General features: G+C 53.7%; 18 protein-coding genes. 6 read left to right on the forward strand and 12 right to left on the reverse strand.

The window, feature by feature from the left end; genetic code table 11:
* Positions 1-51 precede the first annotated feature (51 nt).
* Positions 52-660 (forward strand): cob(I)yrinic acid a,c-diamide adenosyltransferase, encoded by a 609-nt coding sequence (cobO, locus tag AB9F29_RS05205; protein ID WP_369754837.1) that lies wholly within the window; start codon positions 52-54, stop codon positions 658-660.
* 4 nt (positions 661-664) lie between these two features.
* Here the strand turns inward: cobO and AB9F29_RS05210 are convergent, their stop codons facing one another.
* From AB9F29_RS05210 to AB9F29_RS05225, 4 genes are all read right to left on the reverse strand, one after another.
* The gene (locus AB9F29_RS05210; protein WP_369754838.1) at positions 665-1,489 is read right to left on the reverse strand and encodes a 4-(cytidine 5'-diphospho)-2-C-methyl-D-erythritol kinase; all 825 of its coding nucleotides are present in this window, start codon (positions 1,487-1,489) and stop codon (positions 665-667) included.
* A 6-nt stretch (positions 1,490-1,495) separates the two neighbouring features.
* Positions 1,496-3,181 (reverse strand): tetratricopeptide repeat protein, encoded by a 1,686-nt coding sequence (locus AB9F29_RS05215; protein ID WP_369754839.1) that lies wholly within the window; start codon positions 3,179-3,181, stop codon positions 1,496-1,498.
* Between the two features lie 116 nt (positions 3,182-3,297).
* The gene (locus tag AB9F29_RS05220) at positions 3,298-4,950 is read right to left on the reverse strand and encodes an electron transfer flavoprotein-ubiquinone oxidoreductase (RefSeq protein WP_369754840.1); all 1,653 of its coding nucleotides are present in this window, start codon (positions 4,948-4,950) and stop codon (positions 3,298-3,300) included.
* A gap of 151 nt (positions 4,951-5,101) precedes the next feature.
* Positions 5,102-6,088 carry a phosphatase PAP2 family protein gene (locus AB9F29_RS05225; protein ID WP_369754920.1) on the reverse strand — a complete coding sequence of 329 codons (987 nt, stop codon included), beginning with the start codon at positions 6,086-6,088 and terminating at the stop codon, positions 5,102-5,104.
* A gap of 111 nt (positions 6,089-6,199) precedes the next feature.
* Between AB9F29_RS05225 and greA the strand changes: the two genes are divergently transcribed.
* Both greA and AB9F29_RS05235 read left to right on the forward strand, forming a co-directional pair.
* Positions 6,200-6,670: a transcription elongation factor GreA gene (gene greA, locus AB9F29_RS05230; RefSeq protein ID WP_335583811.1), complete on the forward strand. Its 471-nt coding sequence runs from the start codon at positions 6,200-6,202 to the stop codon at positions 6,668-6,670.
* Positions 6,671-6,691: 21 nt separating this feature from the next.
* Entirely contained in the window at positions 6,692-7,723 is a 1,032-nt protein-coding gene (locus AB9F29_RS05235; protein ID WP_335583812.1) for a hypothetical protein, read from the forward strand.
* Here the strand turns inward: AB9F29_RS05235 and AB9F29_RS05240 are convergent.
* The 3 genes from AB9F29_RS05240 to AB9F29_RS05250 are packed head-to-tail and all read right to left on the reverse strand — an operon-like array spanning position 7,720 to position 10,918.
* On the reverse strand, positions 7,720-9,471 hold the full coding sequence (locus AB9F29_RS05240) for a bifunctional molybdopterin-guanine dinucleotide biosynthesis adaptor protein MobB/molybdopterin molybdotransferase MoeA (RefSeq protein WP_369754841.1): 1,752 nt from the start codon (positions 9,469-9,471) through the stop codon (positions 7,720-7,722). The two genes, AB9F29_RS05235 and AB9F29_RS05240, sit on opposite strands and share 4 nt — an antisense overlap.
* A complete protein-coding gene (gene mobA, locus AB9F29_RS05245) occupies positions 9,468-10,088 on the reverse strand; it encodes a molybdenum cofactor guanylyltransferase MobA (protein ID WP_369754842.1) in 621 nt (206 codons plus the stop codon). Before mobA ends, AB9F29_RS05240 begins: the two co-directional genes overlap by 4 nt.
* Positions 10,085-10,918: a formate dehydrogenase accessory sulfurtransferase FdhD gene (locus tag AB9F29_RS05250; protein ID WP_369754921.1), complete on the reverse strand. Its 834-nt coding sequence runs from the start codon at positions 10,916-10,918 to the stop codon at positions 10,085-10,087. Before AB9F29_RS05250 ends, mobA begins: the two co-directional genes overlap by 4 nt.
* Positions 10,919-10,998: 80 nt before the next feature.
* Here AB9F29_RS05250 and AB9F29_RS05255 point away from each other — a divergent pair, with 80 nt between their 5' ends.
* Positions 10,999-11,709 carry an AzlC family ABC transporter permease gene (locus AB9F29_RS05255; protein WP_335583815.1) on the forward strand — a complete coding sequence of 237 codons (711 nt, stop codon included), beginning with the start codon at positions 10,999-11,001 and terminating at the stop codon, positions 11,707-11,709.
* Complete coding sequence (locus AB9F29_RS05260) at positions 11,706-12,035, forward strand: AzlD domain-containing protein (RefSeq protein WP_039001786.1); 330 nt, start codon at positions 11,706-11,708, stop codon at positions 12,033-12,035. Before AB9F29_RS05255 ends, AB9F29_RS05260 begins: the two co-directional genes overlap by 4 nt.
* Before the next feature lie 62 nt (positions 12,036-12,097).
* On the opposite strand, the gene AB9F29_RS05265 is transcribed toward AB9F29_RS05260, so the two are convergent.
* The 4 genes from AB9F29_RS05265 to AB9F29_RS05280 all read right to left on the reverse strand — a co-directional run bounded on the left by AB9F29_RS05265 (position 12,098) and on the right by AB9F29_RS05280 (position 15,555).
* Positions 12,098-12,232 carry an aa3-type cytochrome c oxidase subunit IV gene (locus tag AB9F29_RS05265; RefSeq protein ID WP_039001785.1) on the reverse strand — a complete coding sequence of 45 codons (135 nt, stop codon included), beginning with the start codon at positions 12,230-12,232 and terminating at the stop codon, positions 12,098-12,100.
* An 80-nt stretch (positions 12,233-12,312) separates the two neighbouring features.
* The gene (locus AB9F29_RS05270) at positions 12,313-12,780 is read right to left on the reverse strand and encodes a DUF6173 family protein (RefSeq protein ID WP_335583816.1); all 468 of its coding nucleotides are present in this window, start codon (positions 12,778-12,780) and stop codon (positions 12,313-12,315) included.
* Complete coding sequence (locus AB9F29_RS05275; protein WP_369754843.1) at positions 12,764-13,840, reverse strand: MBL fold metallo-hydrolase; 1,077 nt, start codon at positions 13,838-13,840, stop codon at positions 12,764-12,766. Before AB9F29_RS05275 ends, AB9F29_RS05270 begins: the two co-directional genes overlap by 17 nt.
* The gene (locus AB9F29_RS05280) at positions 13,837-15,555 is read right to left on the reverse strand and encodes an acyl-CoA dehydrogenase (RefSeq protein ID WP_369754922.1); all 1,719 of its coding nucleotides are present in this window, start codon (positions 15,553-15,555) and stop codon (positions 13,837-13,839) included. Before AB9F29_RS05280 ends, AB9F29_RS05275 begins: the two co-directional genes overlap by 4 nt.
* A 43-nt stretch (positions 15,556-15,598) precedes the next feature.
* On the opposite strand from AB9F29_RS05280, the gene AB9F29_RS05285 reads away from it, so the two are divergent.
* Positions 15,599-16,615: an L-threonylcarbamoyladenylate synthase gene (locus AB9F29_RS05285; RefSeq protein WP_369754844.1), complete on the forward strand. Its 1,017-nt coding sequence runs from the start codon at positions 15,599-15,601 to the stop codon at positions 16,613-16,615.
* Here AB9F29_RS05285 and AB9F29_RS05290 read toward each other — a convergent pair.
* The gene (locus AB9F29_RS05290) at positions 16,612-17,181 is read right to left on the reverse strand and encodes a YqgE/AlgH family protein (RefSeq protein WP_369754923.1); all 570 of its coding nucleotides are present in this window, start codon (positions 17,179-17,181) and stop codon (positions 16,612-16,614) included. The genes AB9F29_RS05285 and AB9F29_RS05290 overlap by 4 nt on opposite strands.
* Positions 17,182-17,199: the final 18 nt, after the last annotated feature.

A 17,199-nucleotide genomic window follows, 5' to 3' on the forward strand; every position in this document is an offset into this window, starting at 1 on the left:
GCAACCCGTGCCATCTGCCTCCAAAGTCGTTCCGGAAAACAGGAGAAACCCATGAGCGAAGACACCGAACGCCACGCGATGAAAATGGTTAAAAAGAAGGCCGCTCGTGATAAAATCATGGCGACAAAAACCGACCAGAAAGGCCTGATCATCGTCCATACGGGCAAGGGAAAAGGCAAATCCAGCGCGGCATTCGGGATGATTTTTCGCTGTATTGCCCATGATATGAAATGCGCCGTTGTGCAATTCATCAAAGGCGGGATGAGCACTGGTGAACGCGACCTTATCCTCGATAAATTTAGCGACGCTTGCGAGTTTTATACGATGGGCGAAGGGTTTACCTGGGAAACCCAAGATAAATCACGCGATATCGAAATGGCGACCGCCGCTTGGGAAAAGGCAAAAGAACTCATTCGTAATCCCGAAAACAAAATGGTTTTGCTTGATGAAATCAACATCGCGATGCGGTACGACTATATTGATGTGAACGATGTGGTCGAGTTTTTGACGACCGAGAAACCGCCGATGACCCATGTTGTTCTGACAGGGCGCAACGCCAAGGAAGCCCTCATTGAAGCCGCTGATCTGGTGACGGAAATGGAACTTATCAAACACCCCTTCCGCGCGGGTATCAAAGCGCAGATCGGCGTTGAGTTTTAGGAACCTATTCTAGGATACGAGCGGATTTCACCCACCAAGTTGGATACGCTTCGGAGATTTTTTCTGCGGCCTTTGAGGCGGCCGCAGAATCAGGAAACACGCCAAAACACGTCGCCCCAGAACCCGACATTCGGGAGAGGAGCGCACCAGTCTGAGAAATCGCTTCAAGTACTCGGGAAATGACAGGCTGAACCGCGATTGCGGGTGCCTGAAGATCATTGCGCTGGTGCGCAAGCCATCTACAAAACTCGTCCAAACTGGAACAGTCCGGCACGTAATCCATTGCTGTATTATGGCTGTTTTCCAATGCCTTGAAAATATCTGGTGTTGCTACACTCTGACGTGGATTGATCAATAAAAGGGCCATATCAGGCAGTTTGGGAACGGCGGTTAAGACTTCGCCAATTCCTTGCATTCTAGCCGTAGTAGACGACAAACACACGGGCACGTCCGCCCCGAGTTGAAGCACATCGGAACTCTTTGGCAAAGGCAGCGCCCAATGACGAGCAAGCAACCGCAGAGTTGCCGCAGCATCGGCAGACCCACCTCCAATCCCAGAAGCCGTTGGCAGATTTTTTTGCAGTGTCAAAGCGACCGGTTGCCCAGGATTCAACAAACGCGCAGCACGCAAGACAAGGTTGTCTTTTTCCTTGGCAAGCCCCGCCCCCTCTGGCCCTTCAACCGCCAGGGAAAGTATGTCTGAATTCGTGGCTCCAACATAGTCGCCGATATCTGCGAACACCACGAGGCTATCGAGAAGGTGGTACCCATCCGCACGCCGCCCTGTGACATGCAGTGTCAGGTTTATTTTTGCGGGAGCGAATTCCATTTCAACCTAGTCTTCGGTCGCAATTTCTTCATCCGCCAAGACCTCGTCCAATCCGACTTCTAGTTTGCGACGGATGCGATCGGCATCCTTTTCTTCGGGTTCAAACGACAGTGCCCGACGCCATTGAAATTCGGCTTCAATCTTGCGGTCAACCATCCAAAGCGCGTCGCCCAAATGATCGCTTACAACGGGATCTACGGGTTCTAATTGCGCAGCCTTTTCCATCAATTCGGCTGCCTCTTCATAGCGTCCGAGCTTGTAATAGGCCCACGCGAGAGAATCTATTATATAGCCATCTTCGGGGCGCGCCTCCACGGCTTTTTCAATCATTTCAAGAGCTTCATCGAGGTTTTCGTTTTTCTCAACCATCGAGTATCCGAGATAATTCAGCACTTGAGGTTGATCTGGGTAGAGTGCCAATGCTTGACGGAAGTCAGCCTCAGCCTTTTCCCAATCCTGCGAGCGTTCGTGCGAAATTCCACGAGAATAGAACACAAACCACAAGTTCGGTGTAATCTCAGGAAAGAGCTCCAAGGCCCCGTCATAAGCCTCAATCGCGCCCAAATACTCCTCTTGGCTGCGCAATAGATCACCCAGCCCGATCAGGACAGCTGGCAATTCTGGGCGGTTTTTAGACAGGGTACGCAATACTTCGACCGCAGCCTCTGGCTTTCCGGCCCGCCTTAAAGTTTCTGCGCGGCCAATTTCGGCCAGATGGAACGAAGGATGGTCGGTGGGCACTTTTGCGTACGCCTTGGTCGCTAAGTCAAATTGCTCCAATCCTTCTAGCATTTCAGCCGTGAGCAATACCGCTGGAATAAAACTGGGGTCCAGAATTTCTGCCATACGGGAATAAAGGATCGTTTGGTCAGGCGTGCCTTCAACCGACAAGATTTCAGCAAGGGTAAACGCCGCTTGGGCTACGCCTTCACGGGCCGATGGAGCGGCAGTAAACGCAAGCGTTTCACCGTTTTCTAAACGTGCATAAAGATCGGCGAACTCAGGGTCCGCATCCCCAAGATTATAGGCCTTCCCAAGCGCTACGAGCGCGTCGTCATTCCGCTCCATTTGGCTCAAAATTTCCACATAGGCAATCAGGGTTGAACGTGTATGCGAAAAGCCTTTTTCCTCAATGCTTTCAAATACTTCTAGTGCTGCGCCGTAGTCGCCCACTGAGCCGAGTGCCAAGGCTCTATGGAAGTTCGCTATACCCTCAAAGCTGGGTTGTGCCTCAAGCGCATCAAACTTCTCGAGCGCAACCGACATTTTACCACTGCCAAGTTCTGCCCATGCATCAATGAGTTGCGTTAGAACGGGGCCAAGATCAGCGCCATCTTTAATGCGCTTGGAAACGGTGTCGTACTCGCCGTTTCTGATCTCCTCTATCGTCAAAACAAGGTCCGCTATTTGTGAATGAATACCTTGCTCTTCGAGGGTCGTCGCAATCGGGATCGCACTTTCGATTTGCCCTAAGGACAGGAAAGACGCCGCAGCGTTATTCAACAGGAAAGTGTTGTCGGGGTCCAGCGCGAGGGCGCGTGTAAAATACACGACGGCTTCCTCAAAATCAGCGGCGGTACTGGCGCTTCTGGCGGCAAGATAGGCTCCAGAAAGTCCTTCGGATTGCGCCGAAAAACCAGAGAAAAACAGAGCGGTGGAGAGAAGCGCGGTGCGCAAAAAGGAGTGTTTCAAACAATCAGGCCTTTGACAATTCGTTGCGTTACCCTGAACTTAAACATTCACATGCCGCAACGCAATGCGGAGGCGCGCAATCAACGGCCTCCGCACAGTCTTGTGAGAATAATTGCTCACATATTTGGGTAGTTAGGCCCGTCGCCGCCTTGGGGAGTTACCCACGTGATATTTTGGCTCGGGTCTTTGATGTCACAAGTTTTGCAATGGACACAGTTTTGGAAGTTCACTTGGAATCTGGGGCCTGTGTTTGCGTCCTCGATCACCTCATAGACCCCCGCCGGACAGTATCTTTGGGCAGGCTCTGCGTATTTCGGTAAGTTCACCGAAATTGGCAGGCTTGGATCGGCCAAGTGCAAGTGGCTTGGTTGGCTTTCCTCATGGTTGGTCGCCGAAAAACTCACGTTTGTGAGGCGATCAAAAGAGAGCGTTCCATCCGGTTTTGGATAGGCGATTTCTTTGTGATCCGCCGCAAGTCCTGTGGCCTCCGCATCATTCTTTCCGTGCTTTAGTGTCCCAAAAAGGGAAAGCCCGAAAAGCGTATTGGTCCACATATCAAACCCGCCAAGTGTCAGCGAAGCGATCAGGCCAAATTTTGACCAAAGCGGCTTCACGTTGCGCACTTTCTTAAGGTCCTTTGCGATGACGCCAGTGTGCAATTCGGCGTTGTATTCAGTTAACTCGTCGCCCGAACGCCCGCCTTTGATCGCATCAAAAGCAGCTTCAGCGGCGAATTTCCCAGAGAACATGGCGTTATGATTGCCCTTGATGCGCGGCAAATTCACCAGCCCGACAGAACATCCCAAAAGCGCGCCGCCTGGGAAAACGGCCTTGGGCATCGACTGATAGCCGCCTTCGGAAATCACCCGTGCGCCATAAGCCACGCGACGGCCACCTTTGAGAAGTTTTGCGATTTCAGGATGGTGCTTGAACCGTTGGAATTCCATATAGGGGAAAACATAGGGGTTTACGTAATTCAAGTGCACAACAAAGCCGACGTAAACTTGTTTATTTTCCAAGTGATAGATAAACGAGCCACCGCCCGCGTTGCCGTTAAGCGGCCAACCCATTGTATGGGTGACGGTGCCTTCGCGGTGCAGGGCGGGGTCAACCTCCCAGATTTCCTTCATGCCAAGACCGAATTTTGCCACATCGGAGTCTTTGGCGAGGTCGTATTTCGCGATAATTTCCTTTGAGAGACTGCCACGCGCACCTTCCGAAAGGAAAACATACTTCCCATGCAACTCCATTCCGGGTTCGTAATCACTGCCAATGGAGCCATCGGGGTTTTTGCCAAATTCGCCTGCAACAACACCCACGAGTTCGTCGTTCTCGCCGTAAATCAATTGCGAACACGCCATGCCGGGGAAAATTTCGACGCCCAACTCTTCGGCCTGCTCCGCCAGCCAGCGGCACACGTTCGCCATCGAAACAATGTAATTGCCATGATTGTTCATCAAGGGTGGCATGAGGAAATTAGGAATACGGACGGAGCCTGCTTCGCCCAAAAACAGGAAGTTGTCCTTTTTGACCGGAACCGTGATCGGCGCGCCGCGTTCTTTCCAGTCGGGGATCAATGCGTTTAAGCCTGCTGGGTCTAAAACCGCGCCCGAAAGAATATGAGCCCCGACTTCGCTGCCTTTTTCCAACACAACAACGTTAAGATCTGCGTCCAATTGCTTGAGCCTGATTGCCGCTGACAGACCCGCAGGTCCCGCGCCAACAATCACAACATCATACTCCATGGATTCGCGTTCAATATCGGCCATTTCATCCCTTCCCGCACCCCTAAGGCGCCTCACATTCTTGCTCTCTCGCTTTTAGCGATACCCGTGAGAGGGAAAAGGGTCAATCGTGACACCACGTTAAACCGCGCCCAAGCAACGGAATGATCGGCAACGACCACAAAAATTTCATGGACTAAACCACGACTTCGCCAGTTTTGCGCGATTGCCATAGCAAAAATTTCCAAAGCAGGACGATGAACAGGATCGAAACATATCCGTCCACCACGTAATGCCACCCCAGAAAAACCGACAAAAACAAATAGGTGAGTACGAAGGCGATGCAAATGGGCAATGTTTTGGGGAAGCGCTCGTAAATATAAAGCGCAAACATTGTTGCAACTCCGATGTGAACGCTTGGGAAGGCGGAAATTCCCGTCCCGAGGTGCTGATTTCCCTCCACATAATTTTCCCACAAGTATTCCTGAATGAAACCCACAGCTCCGCCCATTGTCCCCGAAGTATTGAGGGCTTCGAGCAGCGGCGCAAAGTCATTTCCACCGTAAACGCGGTCAAAGAAGATCGGACCACAGGACATGAAAACGAGCGCGATTACATTCCCAAGCACAACCCAAGATGCGAAGTACAAAATTAAAAATCGGCCCACCCGCTCTTTATTACTGTCCACAACCAGCAAAATTACTGGAAAAATGACGCCGATTGCCAGCCAAACTTTCAGGTAAATAAAGGTTGTCAAAGCTTCAGGGATATAGGCCTGAAATTGGTGCGTCAGCTCCCACGGTGTCCTGCCAAAAGAAAGAAGCTCGTCGACCTCAATCAAGAATGGATCAGCATAAAATGGACTAATATTTACCATCGTTGTCTTGATAAGGGTAAACACCAAGTGTTGAATTCCAGCGAGAATTCCGACGACAAACGCTAACGGCAACCGCTCGCGCAACAGGTCTCGTGCAAAAATAAGCCCGAAAACAATAATTCCCAGAAAAGCCCAACTTCCATCAAGCAAGAGGCTTAGGGGTGCCAGTAAAACTTCATGCCAAAAATTTCTGTAGATCTCGAGCGGAACATCCGTGAAAAACCAAACGATCGCAAAGCCCGCAAATAAATGGCCCGCAACTAGATAGAAATATACTCGCACTAAACTGCCTGTTTTAAATACTATTTTTCGTTCGTTATTAGTGGTACTTCTGCTGACGCACTATTGACTTTTTATGCCAAGCTTGAATTAACAAGTATGTGTTGCCAATAACCCATTCATTCACATAGGGCACCCATGGAAAAAATACCAATGACCCAAGCTGGGTTCTCTCGGCTTGAAGTAGAATTAAAGAAATTGAAAACTGTTGAACGGCCGCTCATAATTAGTGCGATTGCCGAAGCGCGTGAGCACGGTGATCTTTCTGAAAACGCCGAGTACCACTCCGCCCGCGAAAAACATAGTTTTATTGAAGGCCGTGTCAAAGAACTTGAGGCCATAATTTCGCTTGCCGAAGTCATCAATGTTGCCGCCTTGTCGGGCACGATTAAATTCGGTGCCACCGTCACAATTGTGGACGAAGACACGGACGAGGAAAAAACTTACCAGATCGTTGGGGAGCCGGAGGCGAACCTTGAAAAAGGCCTTCTCAACATTAAATCCCCGCTCGCTCGCGCCCTCATCGGCAAGGAAGAAGGCGACAGTATTGTTTTTAACGCTCCTGGTGGGACACGTGATTACGAAATCCTGAAAATCGTCTTTCAGTAATACCAAAGCGGAAAGTTCTCCATGGCGGGTACCGAAAAACAAGAGACACTGGACTTGGGAGTTAGCTCCCAACGCGCCACAGCAGCGGGCCTTTCGAGACCAGAAAAGCTTGCTGTCGCGTTGTCGGCTGTATGGATGGTCGGCGTTGCAGCTATTGTCTTGATGTCTCAAGGCGACACCGCAGCAGCTCAACTTGAGTCGTTGCGGTTTATCATGACTTTGGTAGCCGTTTTCCTGCCCGTCGCGGTTGTTTGGGTAGGTGTTTTATCAGCGCGCAGCGCGCGGACCATCCGCGACGAGGGTGCGCGCCTCCAAGCTTCAATCGACGCCATGCGCCTTAGCTATGTTGCCCAACAGCAGAGCGTCACGCTGGCCAATATTCCGTCCGTGGTTGAGAAATTGGACCAGATCGTTTCCGCGCAGCGACAAACCGAATCCACGATCGCAACCTTTGCCACATCTCGCCCAGCGAGTGCGCCTGCCCCAATGTTGATCAAGTCTGCGACCCTGACCACTGCCCGACAATCCTATGACGCGCAACCAACGTTGGCCCTCGGCACATCCTCTGAGGACATCGCGCCGCCCTTGTCCAAAGCTGATTTTATTCGGGCCGTGAATTTCCCCGAAAATGCCGAGGACAAAGAAGGTTTCGCCGCCCTGCGTCGTGCCCTCAAAGATCGCGAAGCCTCCCGCCTCATCCAGTCCGCACAAGACGTTTTGACCCTGCTCAGTCAAGACGGGATTTACATGGACGACCTGCGCCCGGATCGGGCGCGCCCCGACATCTGGCGCCAGTTTGCCAATGGGGAACGTGGTCGGACAGTGGCGGTTATTGGCGGCATTCGGGATCGGTCTTGCTTGGCGTTAACTGCGGGACGTATGCGTCAGGACCCCATTTTCCGCGACACGTCACATCATTTTTTGCGCCAGTTCGACAAAACCTTTTCCGTCTTTGAGGCCGACGCCACCGACATGGAAATCGCCGAAATTACTGATACAAGAACCGCGCGGGCATTTATGCTTTTGGGCCGCGTCTCGGGTACCTTCGACTAAATTCCAAAACCCGAAAATGGTAAAAACCGAACGGGCGAACCCTCTTTGATTTCGGTCTGATCTTCTGAAAGTTCGATCAATCCATTCGCCCAGCTCAGCCCAGATATCCGCCCTGACCCTTCCGAGGCAAAAGCTTCAACCCGTCCATCCTCCGCCAAACGCGCACGCAAAAACTCCCGCCTACCAGGTTTCTTTCGTTTGGAAAACGCCGCCGGAACATTAAAGCCAAGCGGCACAACCCATTCCGCCCCAGACAAAACGGCCAGCGACGGACGCGCAAAAATCAAGGCGCAAACAAAGGCCGCTACAGGGTTGCCTGGAAGGCCAAAAACCGGCACGCCCTTCCACAGCGCCAACGCCAATGGCCGCCCAGGTTTTATCGCAATGCGCCAAGTTTGCAGTGCACCTTTCTCGGCCAAAAGGGCCCCCACATGATCCTCATCCCCCCCCGACGCGCCGCCTGAGGTAAAAACAACATCGACTTGGGAGGCCGCAGCATCCAACGCGGCCTCAAGCACAACACGATTATCCTCCACATGCCCAAGGTCCACGGCAACGTGGCCCCATGCCGCCGCCAGCGACAACAACATCGGGCGATTGGCATCATAGGTTGCCGACGGATTTTGCGTAATCCCCGGCGTGACAATCTCGTCCCCCGTCGAAAGTACACCAACACGCAGCTGCTGAAAAACCTTAACATTCTGTGTGCCTGTCGCTGCCAGAATGGCGATCTCGGGCGCGGACAATTTTTGCCCCGCGCGCAAAATGACTTCGCCTTTATCCACGTCCTCGCCTGCGCGACGTGTATTCGCCCGAGGCTTGAGTGGACCGTTAAATCTGATCGTGCCCCGTTCGAAAGTGACGTCTTCTTGCATCACCACACTATCCACTCCGGCGGGCAAAACTGCCCCCGTCAAAATGCGCACGGCCTGACCCGCCGCGACAGATCCCTCATACGGGGCACCCGCAGCGGCACGCCCGTCCAGCACTTGCAATTCTTGAAAACCCGCACCGCGAGAATTGGAAAACCCATACCCATCAACCGCCGAGTTTGCCGCGGGCGGATTGGCCCGCAAAGCCACTTGATCCAAAGCCAAAATGCGCCCCAAAGCTGCGTCCAACGGAATTTTCTCAACGCCAACCACCGTTGATAACTGCCCCTTCAAGCGGTCCAATGCCTCCTGAACCGGCGTCCAATGCATTCCTTCTGGCAAGGCAAAGCAATCGTCTTTGAGCGGGGGAACCACGCTGCCCCCTAGTCCGACATGTGCTAGAATAAAATCCGCTATCCCTGCCGTGTCGTCCAAATCGAAAACAGGGAGGTGCAAATTCTGCGGTTGATCTGAAGCCACGCCAACAATGCTCGCATCCTTTAGGCAAATGAGCGCCTCCCGCGCCACCTCCGCGCGATGCACTTCTATTTTGGGGTGGGGTGACGCCTTAAACCCTTCAACCAAAACCAAATCAACAGTATCTAGTCGCGCCAAATGTACCGCGAGGTCCGGCTCCTGTTCTCCACGTAATTCGTCCATCAACGCCCAGCGTTGGGACGATGAAAGCAGCACCTGCTTTGCGCCTGCGGTTCGGTGCCGATGGCTGTCTTTGCCTTCCTGATCGATATCAAACCGATGATGGGCGTGTTTGGTCGTGGAAACTGAGAACCCCCGCCGTGTAATCTCGGCGATCAGTCGCTCCATCAGGCCCGTTTTGCCGTTGTTTTTCCAACCCGTGATTCCAAAAACCCTCATGCGCTGGCCGCCAAAAATGCACGCGCTTGTGCCAAATCTCCTGGGGTATTCACGTTAAAAAAGGGATCAAACGGGTCGGTTGGGAAAACGGCCTTTGCCACTCCGTGCACATCGGCCCAAAGGATGACTTTGCGCACTCCACCGCTTAGCGCTGCACGCAAATCCTCCCGCAGGGCAACCGGCCAAAGCCCGAAAACCGGATGCAACATCACTTTGCCCGTTTCATTTGGTGTCGCCGCCATCGCAATCGGCAAGTTTTCGGTTTCCGACGCGAGCAACAGTCTTGGTACAATGTCCGCAGGGAAAAATGGTGTGTCGGCGGCGGCGGTAACGATATGATCCGCCCCCTGCAATGCGGCCCAATCTAGCCCCGCAAGCACCCCCGCCAATGGCCCAGCAAAGCCCTCAATCGTGTCGCCGAGAATCGTGAGGTTGAACGCCGAAAACCGAACCGGGTCGCCATTCGCATTGAGGGAAAGTTCGGCAACTTGAGGCTCGAGACGCTCAATCACATGCGTCAACAATGGCACGTCACCAAGGTGGGTCAAACACTTGTCCCCGCCCCCCATTCTCCGCGATTCCCCGCCCGCCAAAATCACGCCTAATGGTGCTTTCATTTCGCCGCCTCCTTGTTGCGCATCACGGGTTTTACATCCCGAATAAGGCGCTCTTCCCCCGACAAACACGTAAAGCGTTGCCCACGCATGCGCCCGATCAAAGTAAGCCCAATCGACTGTGCAATCTCAACACCCCAAGCGGTAAATCCCGAACGCGACACAAGGGTTGGAATGCCCATTTGCGCGCACTTAATAACCATCTCGCTGGTAAGACGTCCCGTCGTGTACATAATTTTGTCCGACGGATCGGCCCCCGTGGAAAAAATCCACCCTGCAACCTTATCCACGGCGTTGTGCCGCCCAACATCTTCCATATAAACCAACGGCTTATCCTGATGGCACAGCACCGTTCCATGAATGGCTCCAGCCGTCAAATACAGGCTTGGCATGCGATTAATACTGTCCGCCAAGGCATAGAGCCAACTCGTCCTCACCTCGACTTTGGGCAACTCAAGCGCCTCCAGCCCCTCCATCATATCGCCAAATACGGTCCCCACGGCACAGCCACTTGTGCGGGTCTTCTTGCGCATTTTTTCCTCATAGTCGGTCTTGCGTTCTGTACGTACAACGACGACCTGCAAGTCCTCATCATAATCGACGCCCGTCACAACATCATCCGCGTTCAACATCCCCTGATTACGCAGAAACCCAAGTGCCAAATAATCGGGGTAATCACCAATTGTCATGGCCGTAACGATCTCTTGACTGTTGAGGTAAATCGTTAACGGTCGTTCCTCGACGACATCGATTTCCACAGGCAATCCGGCCTGATCAAATCCCACGACTTTGCGGGTCAAGCCTACGCGCTCCGGATCCGGCGCAATCAACATTGGTACAATATTTGGGGTTGTTGCCACAGACCGTCCCTCTATAGGTTTAGCTTAATTTTCCGATAGCTTAGAGCCAGTCCATGCCCAACTCCACCATCAAATCCGCGTTTTGGCGTGGTCTTCGCGACGGATCGCCTTTTCTCGTCGTCGGCGCGCCGTTTGCATTGCTTTTTGGCGTCGTCGCGACCGAGAGCGGGTTGGACATCCTCCATGTCATGTCCTTCTCCATTTTGGTGATCGCGGGGGCGGCGCAATTCACGGCCGTCTCCTTGATGGATGAAAACGCCCCCACAATTATCGTGCTTCTGACCAGCCTCGCGGTCAACTTGCGGATGACAATGTATTCCGCGTCACTTGTGCCTTACCTTGGCAAAGCCCCCCTATGGCAACGCGCAACCGTCAGCTATTTGTTGGTGGATCAGGGATATTCTGTCAGCATCTCGGAATACGAAAAGCGCCCGAAAATGAGCGTCCCAGAGCGGTTTGCGTATTTTGCTGGGACAATGACCCTCCTCACGCCTGTTTGGTATATTTTCACCTTCGTCGGGGCAAAGGTCGGCTCGGAAATCCCGCCCGCGTTCGCCTTGGATTTCGCGGTTCCCATCACGTTTTTGGCCATGGTCGCCCCAATGTTGCGCACAGCAGCCCATGTGGCCGCAGCGGTAGTTTCCATCATCCTCTCGTTGCTTCTGGGCTTTATGCCCGCGGGAACCGGCCTGTTGGTCGCCGCCTTTGCTGCCATGATCGTAGGCGCGCAAATTGAAGTCTGGATGAAAAGGAACGCCACATGACCTATTCGGACGCAAATATTTGGTTCATCATCGTTGGTTTGGGGCTCGGAACCTACTTAATCCGCTTCTCGTTCCTTGGCCTCATTGGCGGGCGTGAATTACCAGAATGGTTGCTGCGCCATTTGCGTTATACACCTGTTGCCGTGATGCCCGGGCTTGTGGCTCCGCTGGTTCTTTGGCCCAACGCCACGGGCGGCGATCTTGATCCCGCACGTTTAATCGCGGCTGGTGTCACGCTCTCGGTGGGGTATTTCAGCAAGAATTTCCTCGCCGCGTTCTTTTGCGGCGGCATTGCGCTGTATCTTTCGCTCTACTTACTTAACTAGAGCGAATGGGCCTTAAAATACGTACAAACGGCGGCCCATGAGCCGCCGTTTTGAGTCTGCACTTATGTGTTGAAAAGCGCTAAAAAGATCAGAATCCCGATCGAAATTCCGCCTCCCCAAGTCACCAATTTAATAAATCCGGCAAAGGTGTTTTCTTGAACTTCAACGTCCGCTTCACCGTGCTTATGTTCGGCCATCTGGTTATTCCTTTTTTGTGTCACATGTCATGATTATCGACCAATTAAACGATTCAGAGCGGCATGTCACCCTCTGACATTCACTTGGCGCCTTCTTCTAAATCTGCCGCCAATCGAAAGCCAATTCTATTTGGCGCGGCGGCAGCCTTCAGCTTGGGAAGGGCGCGGAGCATGACCGAGAGTTGAGATACATGTTGGATCAATTGCGTTTTGGCACCCGAAGTTTCGGTTCCATAGAATGTAATGATATCAGGATCATAATAGCCAAGCCCCTCAATTCGCAACACCCCTGCGTCGCCACCAACAAATCCCATGGCCACTTCGTGCTCATTGTCGAGCTGCTCTTCGAAGTTTTTGATATACATAATCAAGCGCTCATAGGCCCAGTGAGCGGGTGTTTTTTGCCCCATTGGGGTTTTCGATACGCCCTTTGGCACCGGCTTCTGCTCAATTGTTTTAGGTGGATTGGGGCCACAATGCACCACATGCGCGCGCGGCAAGGCTTCTGCTTCTACAGCTTCAGCAGTTGTTTTAATTTTCCCGTCCATCGAAATTCTCCTTCACGCAATACTCCCACGCGTCGTTTTCGCGGGCTGATCGGGTAACTTTCCCCGCCAAGTATAGGTGATTTACGTGCGCGATTGCTTCAACCAATGCAAGCCCGTATTCGCCCTCGCCGATTGTTCGTTTATACAGCGGAGGGAAACATTCATGTGCCGTTTTGGGGGTTTCAAGGAAGTCCAACAAACGCTCCAAACCACTATGATGGTTTTTTATCAATTGCTTAAGCCGCGTAGGAAGGCCCGTATAAGGCAGCTTGTGCCCGCCCAAAATGAACTGGTCCGCGCGCGCATAGGCGCTCAAACGTTCGCACGCTTCAAGCCACTCACCGAGAGGGTCGGCCATCGGTTCGGTGGCATAAACACCAATATTAGGTGAGATTGACGGCAGGAGTTGATCGCCCCCGATCACCAAATCATCGTCGCGACTAAACAGACACGCATGCTCCGGCGCATGGCCATTGCCGATACGCACATCCCACATTCGCCCGCCAATTTCCAACGTGTCCCCTTCTTGGATACGCGTGTACCCAACCGGCATTGGCGTGACGATATCGGCAAAATTAAACGGACGTTCTTGGGAGCGTTTCGCATAGGTCGCGGCTTCCATCCCCGCCTGCCGCCAAAACGTCAGGTTTTCCTCGGTTGGAAGCTCCTGATTATCAAGCGTTAACATGCGCGCGGACAGCCACGCCGTGCGTGTAGTGATCAATTCTGTACCGCATTCCGTTTGGAACCACCCCGCAAGCCCCACATGGTCGGGGTGATGATGGGTCACCAAAAGGCGCGCCACGGGTTTACCTTCCAAGGGCCCCGCCATCAAGTCTCGCCAAATCTCGCGGGTTCTTTTTGTATCAAACCCTGTGTCAACAATCGTCCAGCTTTCCCCGTCGTCAAAGGCATAGACGTTCACGTGATCCAGCTTCATCGGCAAAGGCAGGCGCATCCATAACACCCCCGGCGCAACCGTAATTGCCGCCCCCTCAGCAGGCGGCGTTTCAAACGGATATCTGATTCCAGTCGCGATTTGACGCCCCTGCGCGTTCACGCTCCAAGGTCCTCGGCGGTGATCGCAAAGAGGTCCTTTTTCCCTTCGCGGACATGCTGAAGCAGGGCCACATGCTCGGGTAGCAATCGTTTCACATAGAAGCGCGCAAGGCGTGTACGCGGGCCTTCGCCCTCCTCCGCCATCGCCGCTTTAAGGTGAGCATGACTGCCTAAAACAAGCGCGAAAGCCTTCAGGAAAGGGACAGCCCCCGCGAAACGGTCACTCATATCATCTTGGGCGACAAGCCATTCCGTTGCTTCTCGCAGGGTCTCGGCGGAAGCCCAAACCGCACCTGCCATTTGCGGGAACTGGCCACGGGCGGACTCGGCGTTATTTTCAACTTCTTCGAGCAAACGGAAGGCCGCGTCGCCGCCATCCATCATTTTGCGGGCCACAAGGTCCATCGCCTGAATGCCGTTCGTGCCTTCGTAAATCGCGGTGACGCGCACATCGCGGGTAAATTGCCCCGCGCCCGTTTCCTCGACATAGCCCATGCCGCCGTGTACCTGAACGCCCATCGTCGAAACTTCGATCCCGACGTCCGTGCCATAGGCCTTGGAAATAGGGGTCAAAAAGGCCGCCCGATCGCGCCAATCCGCCTCGCCCGTCGCATTCCCCATGTCGATCGCAACCGCGCAAGACAGGGCGATGGAACGGGCCGCAAACACTTGTGATTTCATTGTGGCAAGCATCCGGCGCACATCCGCGTGCTCCACGATTGTGCCGCGGCCCCCTTCAACAGGTGTGCGACCTTGCTTGCGCTCAACGGCATAGGCCAAAGCATGTTGGAACGCCGCTTCCGCAACCCCGATGCCCTCAACAGCAACTCCCAAACGGGCGTTGTTCATCATGGTGAACATGGCTTTCATGCCGCCATTTTCCTGCCCGACGATCCAGCCTTTCGCGCCATCAAAACTCAAAACGGCGGTCGGCGAACCGTGCAAACCTGTTTTATGCTCAAGCGACACAACCTTCAGCGTATTCGCTATCCCAGGCACACCGTTTTCATCGGGTATCAGCTTAGGCACCATAAACAGGCTAATCCCGCGCGTCCCTGCAGGAGCATCCGGCAAACGTGCCAAAACGAGATGACAGACGTTTTGGGTAAAATCATTGTCGGCCCAGCTGATGTATATTTTCTCGCCTGTAATGGCATATTCGCCGTCGCCCATAGCCACGGCTTTGGTCGACAAAGCGCCAACATCGCTTCCCGCCGCAGATTCAGTCAGGTTCATCGTGCCACTCCATTCGCCGGAAATCAGCTTGGGGAGGTAGAGGGCTTTGATGGTGTCGCTGGCGTGATGTTCCAGCGCTTCGATTTGCCCTTGGGTAAGCAATGGATTCAACTGAAGCGCCAAACACGCGCCCGACATCATGTCGTTCACGGCGGTCAAAACCGCAAACGGCAGGCCCATACCGCCAAACTCCTCCGAGGCCGCCGCGCCAATCCAGCCACCTTCGGCAATCGCGGCATAGCCTTCTGCGAAACCAGTTGATGTACGCACGACACCATTCTCAAGGCGTGCAGGTTCCAAATCCCCAATCCGATTCAACGGCGCAATCACATCGTCGCATAATTTACCCGCCTCGAGGAGAATCGCTTCCACAACATCGGGCGTCGCTTCGGCGAACTTCCCGGTTGCGTATGTTTGCTCAAGGCCCACAATATTGTCGAAAATAAACTGAAAATCAGCAGTCGGCGCGCGATAGGGCATTTGGCCTCCGTTCAACAGCTTGGCAAAAACGCCCGACGCCGTTATGTCTTGTGAATTCAAGATCGAACCTAGTACATCCCGCGCGACCATCAATAAAAACGCCACGTCAGAAAGACTTGTTATTCAAACCCTTCTCCTCCCAGAAACGCCAGACGGCGTCAATCAAGCAGCGAAAATCTTGACGCACGGAGGGCTTTGCGCCTTTCCGACCGAAACGGTTTACGGGCTTGGCGCCGATGCGCGCAATAGCGCGGCAGTTGCGGGTATTTTCCACGCCAAAGGACGGCCCCAGTTCAATCCGCTGATCGTCCACGTCGCCTCCCTTGAGGCGGCCGAAAAATACGGGGTGTTTAATGAGGATGCACGCGCGCTTGCACAGGCCTTTTGGCCCGGCCCACTCACGCTTGTTGTACCTCTGCGCGCGGATGCAGGGCTGTCGAGCTTGGTCACGGCGGGGCTTGGCTCCGTTGGGTTGCGCGTCCCTGCGGCTCCTTTGGCGCATGATCTTTTGCAAACCTTCCAAGGCCCCGTCGCCGCCCCCTCTGCGAACCCCTCAGGCAAGATCAGCCCCACAACTGCGGCGCATGTTGTGGACGGCCTATCGGGACGTATCGACGCGATTTTAGACGGCGGCTCCTGCGAAGTTGGCCTCGAAAGTACGATTGTTGGATGCGTCGCGGCCCCAACCCTTTTACGGCACGGTGGGCTGCCCAAAGAAGCGATCGAACAGTGCCTCGGGCACGACCTCGCCGACGCAAAAAAGGGCGAGATTTCTGCACCGGGCCAACTTTTGAGCCACTATGCGCCCAGCGCACCAGTGCGCCTAAATGCGACCGGAAAACTTGCGGGCGAGGTTTTAATTGGGTTTGGCGCAACCAAAGACGCTGACCTTACGCTTTCCCACAGTGGGGACTTGCATGAGGCGGCGGCGAATTTGTTTGATATCTTGCATCAAGCCAACGCCTTAAATGCCGAAAAAATCGCCTTCGCACCGATACCAGAAGTTGGACTTGGACAAGCGATAAACGACCGCCTGCGCCGCGCTGCCGCCCCGCGTTAAGCGTTGCCAGACACCGAAGACAGCATCAACGGACTCACCCCAAGCTTGGCAAGAGCCGCTTCCCATTTTTCCATGTTGTCTGCTTCAAAAACCACGTCTGGGTCCGCATCTGAGGTCAACCATCCGTTGGCGAGGATTTCATTCTCTAACTGCCCCGGTCCCCATCCCGCATACCCCAAGGCTAACAAAGCACTTTGCGGACCATTGCCAGTACATAGATCCTCAAGAATATTTAGCGTGGCGGTCATTCCAAAATTTTGATCCACTTGAAGGGTCGTTTCGCCGCCATCGTAATCATTAGAGTGCAGCACAAATCCGCGCGCGTGTTCAACAGGACCGCCAAAATGCACATGAATGTCTTCGCCACGATCACTGGGAGCAATCCCGAGTTGGTCTATCAGCGTGTCAAATTTCACGTTAAAGGAAGGCTTGTTAACGATGATCCCCATCGCGCCCTCGGAGGAATGGGCACAGAGGTACACAACACTGTGGTCAAATCGCGTATCCCCCATTCCGGGCATCGCAATCAGAAGTTTACCGCTTAAGCTTTCCGTCACACTTATCATCTGGTTAGTTTGCTTAGA

The sequence above is a fragment of the Falsihalocynthiibacter sp. S25ZX9 genome (genome assembly GCF_041205405.1).
GTDB classification, from domain to species: Bacteria; Pseudomonadota; Alphaproteobacteria; order Rhodobacterales; family Rhodobacteraceae; genus Falsihalocynthiibacter; species Falsihalocynthiibacter arcticus.